At 65.6% G+C, this 1,918-nt stretch carries 4 protein-coding genes; all 4 read right to left on the bottom strand.

Annotated elements, in window-relative coordinates; genetic code table 11:
• Positions 1–38: 38 nt before the first annotated feature.
• Positions 39–446, bottom strand: coding sequence for a DUF1801 domain-containing protein (locus tag AC1VAN_RS20375; protein WP_032976004.1), 408 nt, complete (start codon positions 444–446; stop codon positions 39–41).
• Between the two features lie 34 nt (positions 447–480).
• A complete protein-coding gene (locus AC1VAN_RS20380; protein WP_032976003.1) occupies positions 481–915 on the bottom strand; it encodes a DUF1801 domain-containing protein in 435 nt (144 codons plus the stop codon).
• Positions 916–991: 76 nt separating this feature from the next.
• Entirely contained in the window at positions 992–1,366 is a 375-nt protein-coding gene (locus AC1VAN_RS20385) for a DUF6404 family protein (RefSeq protein WP_032976001.1), read from the bottom strand.
• An 81-nt stretch (positions 1,367–1,447) separates the two neighbouring features.
• Positions 1,448–1,849 (bottom strand): 50S ribosomal protein L19, encoded by a 402-nt coding sequence (rplS, locus tag AC1VAN_RS20390; RefSeq protein WP_025873818.1) that lies wholly within the window; start codon positions 1,847–1,849, stop codon positions 1,448–1,450.
• Positions 1,850–1,918 lie beyond the last annotated feature (69 nt).

The following is a 1,918-nucleotide window of genomic DNA, read 5'->3' on the forward strand; positions in this document are numbered from 1 at the left end:
CCTGGGAAGTCCATGGGATTGCCGGCCAGCGGCCGGCACTACCGCTTTTTCTTTTCCGCGTTGTGCCTGGCGGCGGCGCGCAGCAGTGCTTTCAGCGCCGCGGCGTTGGGCATGCCGCCTTCGTGGATGTCGATCGCGCGGCGTGTGCCGCCTTCCAGGCTGGCATTGAACAGGCGCTTCGGGTCCGGCAACGCGGCGCCGTGGGCGAAGGTCAGCTTCACTGCCTGCTTGTAGGTTTCGCCGGTGCACAGGATGCCATTGTGTTCCCACACCGGTGTGCCGCGCCATTTCCAGGTTTCCTCCACGTCCGGCAGCGCCTCGTGGATCAGCGCGCGCACGCGGGCGAGGATGTCGCCGCGCCAATCAGGGAGCTCGGCGATGCGGGCGTCAATCAGGGCGGCAGCGGGGAGAGCGGCATCTGCGGGATCGGACTTCTGCGTGGCCATCGCGTGGTCTCGTTCGGGGAAAGAACCTGGGGGATTACATGCGTTCGCCAGGCAGCTGGCTGGCCTGCCGCACCCAGTCGAGGAACCGCGCCTCGTCCAGCGGCTCGTCCCCAAGGATGTGCAGGTAGCGCGTGTCGGCGCTCTTGGACGGTTCAGGCGGAACAGGCTGCAACAGCGCGCCGCGGAAGAATGCGACCTTGATGTAGCGGGCGAAGCAATGGAAGCTGAGGAACCAGCCCTCGCCGGCAGCAACGCCGTACATCGGCGAGTTCCATTTCACTGCCTTGTGCACGCCGGGCACGGCCTGTTCGATCAGGGCGTCCAGACGCTCACCAACGGCCCGTTTCCAGTCCGGCATGGCAGCGATATAAGCCTGCACGGGCGCATCGCCCTCACCCTTGGCGATCTGCGGGTTACCGCCGGACAGCAGCTTCGGCGCGGCACTGCTGGCAGGTCGCTTGGCGGGCATCGCAGGGGCCATGAGGGTCGAAGGCCCGAGCGTACGCCGCCGCCCGGCAGCGGTCACGGCGCACTGCGCCATGGTCTCAGAGGCTGCTGCGGAACTGCCGCCAGGTGGGCAGCTTGCGGGCCCCGCGCAGGAACCACATCAGGGTGGCCATCACCAGGCCGAACATCACGCCTGCCGCCACCCCGGCAAGCAACAGCAGTTCCAGCGCCGGGGCCCTGCCCTGCCACAACAGCAGCCACATCAGTACCGTCCAGAACACGCCAAACAGCAGGCCCTGCAGCAGCGTATTGGTCAGGAAACCGGCCAGTATCGGCGGCGGCAGCGCGACACCCAGCCGCCACAGCATGCGGTGCAGCAAGGGGGCCGCTTCCCTCCGTGGCACCCCGGAACGGTCCAGGAAGCGCAACGCCACCTGGATGTCCGCCGGGTATCGATGGTCGCTCTCATCCATTCACTGAAACTAACGAGGCGGCAGCACAAACGCAAACGGCCGCCCGAAGGCGGCCGTCGCGGCAACAACCGAAGTTGTTTATCAGCCCTTGGTTGCCAGACGGGCAGCCTTGGCGGCAGCAGCAGCAGCCAGATCTTCCTTGATGCGGGCAGCCTTGCCTTCCAGGCCACGCAGGTAGTACAGCTTGCCGGCGCGGACCTTACCACGACGCTTCACTTCGACCGAGTCGATGATGGCGCTGTGGGTCTGGAACACGCGCTCGACGCCGTAGCCGTGCGAGATCTTGCGCACGGTGAACGAGGAGTTCAGGCCGCCGTTCTTGGTCGCGATGACAACGCCTTCATAGGCCTGCACGCGCTCGCGGGTACCTTCCTTCACCTTCACGTTGACGACAATGGTGTCGCCCTGGCTGAACTGCGGCAGTTCGCGGGTGATCTGGGCGGATTCGAATTCCGCGACGATGGACTTGTTCAGCTTGCTCATGGGTTACACCGATTCATTGTTCGGGTGGGCGTGTCATTCGACAGCGTGGGCTCATGCAGTCACCGGACT

The sequence above is a fragment of the Stenotrophomonas sp. 05L44_2 genome (assembly GCF_056665995.1).

Coding starts and splice junctions, on each gene's coding strand:
- AC1VAN_RS20375 (WP_032976004.1), bottom strand. CDS start 446: ATGGCCACGCAGAAGTCCGATCCCGCAGATGCCGCTCTCCCCGCTGCC.
- AC1VAN_RS20380 (WP_032976003.1), bottom strand. CDS start 915: ATGCCCGCCAAGCGACCTGCCAGCAGTGCCGCGCCGAAGCTGCTGTCC.
- AC1VAN_RS20385 (WP_032976001.1), bottom strand. CDS start 1,366: ATGGATGAGAGCGACCATCGATACCCGGCGGACATCCAGGTGGCGTTG.
- rplS (WP_025873818.1), bottom strand. CDS start 1,849: ATGAGCAAGCTGAACAAGTCCATCGTCGCGGAATTCGAATCCGCCCAG.